Source organism: Ideonella alba (assembly GCF_018069845.1).
Taxonomy (GTDB): domain Bacteria; phylum Pseudomonadota; class Gammaproteobacteria; order Burkholderiales; family Burkholderiaceae_C; genus Ideonella; species Ideonella alba.
The window spans coordinates 1-5,368 of record NZ_JAGQDD010000040.1 but is presented as its reverse complement, the minus strand read 5'-3'; the positions used below and the strand labels follow the sequence as shown (position 1 = coordinate 5,368).

At 59.1% G+C, this 5,368-nt stretch carries 4 protein-coding genes; all 4 read right to left on the bottom strand.

The annotated features are described in order from the left end of the window. Nucleotides 1–131: 131 nt before the first annotated feature. On the bottom strand, nt 132–1,052 hold the full coding sequence (locus tag KAK03_RS24600; RefSeq protein ID WP_210857325.1) for a hypothetical protein: 921 nt from the start codon (nt 1,050–1,052) through the stop codon (nt 132–134). Between the two features lie 126 nt (nt 1,053–1,178). Beyond that, nucleotides 1,179–1,883 (bottom strand): enoyl-CoA hydratase/isomerase family protein, encoded by a 705-nt coding sequence (locus KAK03_RS24595; protein WP_210857324.1) that lies wholly within the window; start codon nt 1,881–1,883, stop codon nt 1,179–1,181. Nucleotides 1,884–3,366: 1,483 nt separating this feature from the next. After that, nucleotides 3,367–3,936, bottom strand: coding sequence for a hypothetical protein (locus tag KAK03_RS24590; protein ID WP_210857323.1), 570 nt, complete (start codon nt 3,934–3,936; stop codon nt 3,367–3,369). Nucleotides 3,937–4,603: 667 nt separating this feature from the next. After that, nucleotides 4,604–5,098: a DUF4145 domain-containing protein gene (locus KAK03_RS25495; protein ID WP_210857322.1), complete on the bottom strand. Its 495-nt coding sequence runs from the start codon at nt 5,096–5,098 to the stop codon at nt 4,604–4,606. Nucleotides 5,099–5,368: the final 270 nt, after the last annotated feature.

The following is a 5,368-nucleotide window of genomic DNA, read 5'->3' as shown; positions in this document are numbered from 1 at the left end:
TCACCATCATGAACGCCATGCTCAAGCACCACACCAATTGGGCTCCAGGGCTTGACGCGCAACACAGTTGCTAACGTTCGACGTAAGGGGCCGGTTGCGCGTGAGCGCAAGCGGTCCCCTTGACGGAGGGGTTAGCCGCCATGGGGCGCAGCCAGCGGGAGCTCCTCCTGCGGGACTGCTATCTCGGCTACCCGCAAAAGACCATTTGAGATCGCAGGCTGGAAGTCTCGGAGGATTCTTTGGATGGAAGACTCGCGACGCTCTTCGCCTGGAATCGAAACCAACACCAAGGCGAGGAAGACGTTTGACTTCTTGGCTGCCCTGTAGTGATAAATCTTCGTGAGCATCATGTAGAGACGCTCACGGAAGAACGCAGCGCTGAGAGATGAATTGCGCACTTCAATGAAGACTTCTGCGTCGGGTACGGTGACGTATCCGTCAAACAGAGGGGCTTCGTCACTGACGGGATCGGTAATTGCGAACTGGGACGTCAGCTTGGCTTCGCGCAGCAACGAGTATTGCTGCCAGCCATTGGCAGCAAGAAACTTGGTGATCGTCACTTCCTCCAGTTTCCTGCGGTCCACGCGGGCGATAGCCGGCTCGGGAGGTTGCGGCGCGGCCTCCTCTTGAGTTCGTTTGGCTTGAACTTCATCTTCAGGCGCCTGCTGCACCGCGAATGCTCGAGCGAGACTCTCCGGCAGGCCAACAATGTTTGTGCTGGTCTGGTGTTGAGTCATCGACGTGGCGACCGAAACGAGATGGCCTCGCAGTTCTGCGTTCTCGACCTTGAGACTCTTGTTCTCCTCCGCCTTGGCCTCGAGCTGGCGGCCGAGTGAGAGCAACTGGCCAATCGAGAAATTGTCAAAGCTCTCGCTCAGAACAAGTACAAGAAAGAACGCTAAAAGGACGAGCAGTCCTGGCGAGATGTCGCCCTTGGGATCAAGGAAGAAGTACTTGTACGTGACCATTGCTCCGAACAGGAGACAGATGAGAACGACCAGTACGCGGACGAAGTTGCTATGGTGCCGTTGCATGCCGAGATTGTCTTTCATGGCAGCTAACGTTCGAGTTAAGCGGGCGACGGCGGCAGGACGCCAAGCCCGGGCTGGTGAAAATGTACCGCGTACCACCAGCCTGGGCTTGGTGGCCTGCCGTTGGCGCTCCGCTTGAACGAGGGGTTAGGCGTCACCGCGCGCGAGGATGCGGTGGACATTCTCTTCCTCAGCAACCGCCTCGTTGAACTCCTGCAGGCCGAATAGGTTTACGACTCGTTTGAACTGGGACGCGACTGCAGGCTTCAGGGCGGCCAGTCGGATGCAGGCATCCAAAGACGCCATCTCCAGTTCCGAGTTGGGACAGGTTTTATACACCATACCCCAAGCTGCAGCTTGCTGTGCATTGAACTCGTCGCCGAGCAACATCAGAGCTTTGGCTCGCGTCAGTCCGACCGCGGCAGGAAGGGTGGCGACCAGACCTCCCGTTACGAAAACTCCGAGTGATGCCTCGGGAAGCTTGAACTTGCTGTCATCTGCGGCATAGACGACATCTGCGTTGAGCATCCACTCAAGGCCCGCTCCGACAGTCCATCCGTGCACGACTGCGACGACCGGTTTCGGGTTGTGCACGATCGACTTGGCGACCGCCTGCACCAGTTCAAGATCGATATTCGTGGGTGCCTCACTTACGTCACGGCCAGCGCAGAACGCCCGTCCATTACCTCGTAACCGAATAGCTCGTACCGACGAATCAACTGCCGCGGAATCTAGTGCTTTCCTCAAGGAAGCTGCCAGTTCGTTGTCAATCGCGTTGAGCTTGGCCGGTCGGTTCAGGATCAGCGTCAAGACGCCGTCGTTGCGCTCAAGGAGGAGTTTCGGCTCAGTCATGGCTGCAGCGTATCAGGTGGCGGTGAGAATCGGGCTGTCTTGTGACGCCTAACGTTCGAGCTGAGCCGCGCACGTCGGCATGGCGCTTGGCCCGCTGGACGGATGATGATCTAAGCCGGGAAGCGGGCCAAGTGCCATGCCGGTGGGCGTCGGTTCCAGCGAGGGGTTAGGCGGCGGGCCTACCTTGGGCATTTGGGCTCCGTCCAGGAATCGTAGGACGCGCGAAACTGCTCCAACTGTGCTGGCAACGAAGGATCTCGCTTGGAGACCGACTCGACTACCCAAGTGTCCTTGTGATCGCCATACAAAGAGGCCAGCACCATCATCTGGCTATGAGTGTCGAAGCGAATCTTTGCGAGGACTTCGCCCGAGCACCCACGCGCAAGGTCACTTTCTAGCTCACGCAGGCGAAGCAAGTGGGTCAAACCTAGGTCTACTTGCACAGAGGCTAGGAGGGCCGCAATTGCCTTCTTCGACTTTTCTTGTCCGACTGCGACACCCACGGCATACGTGGCAAGGCACAGCGCGGCAACAAGCGCCCCGAAGAGTGTGTAGCGAGATAGCCGCTGCATCAGCCGCCTAACGTTCGAGCTGAGCCGCCCGCGCAGGCAGGTGGCGTAAGGCTGGGCTGCGACATTGGTACGTCTGGCGCGGACCAGCCTTACGCTGCCTGCCGTAGCGGGTCGGATCGAGCGAGGGGTTAGGCCTCACCGCAGCCATACCGCGCCGTTCCGACTTAGGGCCCTACGCACTTGACGCCTTGTGCGAGCTGACGGCGTTGCGGTTCCTGGGCTGCAAAGAGCGGAAAAGGCCCCGCCCCAGGCGCCTGTAGTGTGTGGAACCCCGACTATCGGTCGGTCCGCGCATATCAGTGACATCGCGTGGAAAGCGACTCTCCCAATAGCGAGTACTGGCCAGTTTGGTAAGCGTTTCAGTTCCTGTGTCAGGTGCGTTCGAACACAGTTCGCGATCATCTCCACCGGAACTGACTTGTATGCTGGCTGAAGTTCGCACTTCGCAAGTTCCGTCCAGTGCAGGGCGCCGACGAACCCGAGCGCTCGGGCGAACTCACGGGTCTTGCGGTAGTAGGGGATGGAGTCTTCTGAGTCGACCACATACCAAACTGTTGATGTGTAGTCATCGCCTACTGACCTATAGAAGTTGATCTCTTCGGCCGAGGCTCTTCCGGGGTTCAGTCCTACGATGATCAGGCTGGGTGAGTCTGCGTTGCCTTCCTCAAGATGCATGCATCTGGGCGGCGTCCCAACCCGCTTTGGCGAAGCCCCAACACATCCGATGTGGCAGGTGTTGATAGCATTGCCGATCGACAAAATGACCGACTGCAGAGAACTCATTCTGTGAGGCCTAACGTTCGAGCTGAGCCGCGCACGCCGGCTTGGCGCTTGGCCCGCTGTACGGATGATGACCCAAGCCGGGAAGCGGGCCAAGTGCCATGACGGTGGGCGTCGGTTCCAGCGAGGGGTTAGCCGTCACCACCGAAGCGTCTACGGTCCAACTCAGCAAGACGCGCTGCAATCTTGGCATATAGATCCTCAAGGCCAGAGGCGAGTGCCTGAACGTCGAACTTCTCGCCGCGGAACGCGTAGATTTTGGTCTCGGGGTCGTAGTGGTGGATGATGTCTTCATCCTGAATGGCATCGCCGCCAATTGCACTGCGTGGACCGAGTAGTTTCCTGACGATGTTTCGGTTCTTGCTGCGCTCAGCCCAGTCATCTAGGCGCTCATCAAAGTGCTCAAAGTGATCCCGCAGCGTGCGTGCTTGAACCGGGTGGTCAGTGGAAACCGAGAGTGCTTTGCGAAGAGCCTCTCCTCGGCGATGGGCCCTCTGTCTGGCGTGCTTGTCCCGGCCGCCCGGCGGCCAGAAGATTCTTGAAACAGCTGCAGCGTGATGGACGAGCGCTGTTGCGTGCGCGAATGGATCTTTGCTTCGTTCGCGTTCCAGCGCGCCGTTGAATTCCTTGATAGCTTCAAAGCACGCCTCACACTCTTGCTTTGCCTGATCAAGATAGATGCGTTCAAGGAAGTCGTCCATGACGGCTAACGTTCGAGCTGAGCCGCGCACGCCGGCATGGCACTTGGCCCGCTGGACGGATGATGACCTAAGCCGGGAAGCGGGCCAAGTGCCATGACGGTGGGCGTCGGTTCCAGCGAGGGGTTAGGCCTCACCATATGCCGCGTCGGAACCACGACTTGTGCCACCCAATGACCACGGGCGGAGCTAGCACGGCAGCCACGATTAGAACAACCATGAGAACGGCTACAGCGCTGGGCTGGGACGTGACGGCAGCTTGCAGGCCAGTGAGGTCCTCTGGTTTTGCATCTATGTCTGGAACCAATGCCAGGAAGGCCAGTACTCCGAGTGCAAGGTGATTGATAGTGATAAGCCACAGCCCCCAACGCAGCCTTCGCCATGCAGCGACTGCTGAGACCGCGAGCCATGACGCCAATAGGAGCAGTGATACTTGCCGCTCTGGTACCAAAAGTGCTGCTGCCATGAATGCAATCGCAACTACGAACCACGCGATCGCGGTGCATCTAAGGGCAATGAGCGCGATGCGGGACATTTAGTGAGGCCTAACGTTCGAGCTGAGCCGCGCACGCCGGCATGGCGCTTGGCCCGCTGTACGGATGATGGCCTAAGCCGGGAAGCGGGCCAAGCGTCATGGCGGTGGGCGTCGGTTCCAGCGAGGGGTTAGGCCTCATCGCCTCGGCCTTGGGGGAACGACGGAGGCAAGACGACTTACCTTTCTGTCGTGAACATACAGCGACTCCACCAGATGCTCGGCGATGTCGAGTACAGCTATGAGATTGTCCAACTCTGGCACGAAGTCTCTGTGCATTGCCGCGTGGCCGGCTTCAAGAACGGCGAGCAAGCGATCGCGCTGAATCTTTGAAACGAAGCCCGCCTGTTCTAAGGCTTCCACGTTCGAGCGAAAGGTCCCTTTATCGCCGACTTTGCCTTGCATCACCTGTTCGAAGAGCGCTCTTGCCGCAAGCATGGGCGAGCGTCGTAGGCCGTTCTGAATGCCAACATAAATCTCGTTCAGCAAGTCAGCGGCCGAGTCCGTATCCCCATCGCCCTTCGAGACGAGTTCGTCGAACCAGTGCGGCCTGCGCCGAAGGGCTTTTGGCGGAAAGTAGGTTTCGTCCAGTTCGCCGTGCCACGAAGCTGTAGTGGTGTAGCGAAGCTTCACGGAATCACAGCCGGCACATCGAAGTGTCTCGTAGGTTTCGTGACCGACAGGATCACCGTCCGAATCATTCCAGTCGCTTCGCACGCGATGGAGGACGAAATGATTGCGACTGCCGGAGCAGGCGTTGCAATGGGCCGTGGTGAACTCTGGGGCTGTGGACATGAGGCTTAACGTTCGAGCTAAGCTGCGCGCAGAGGCATGCGGCGTAAGCCCGGGCTGCGAGGATGCCACGAAACACGCAGCCCGGGCTTGCGCCGCATGCCGTAGCGC

Coding starts and splice junctions, on each gene's coding strand:
- KAK03_RS24595 (WP_210857324.1), bottom strand. CDS start 1,883: ATGACTGAGCCGAAACTCCTCCTTGAGCGCAACGACGGCGTCTTGACG.
- KAK03_RS24600 (WP_210857325.1), bottom strand. CDS start 1,052: ATGAAAGACAATCTCGGCATGCAACGGCACCATAGCAACTTCGTCCGC.
- KAK03_RS24590 (WP_210857323.1), bottom strand. CDS start 3,936: ATGGACGACTTCCTTGAACGCATCTATCTTGATCAGGCAAAGCAAGAG.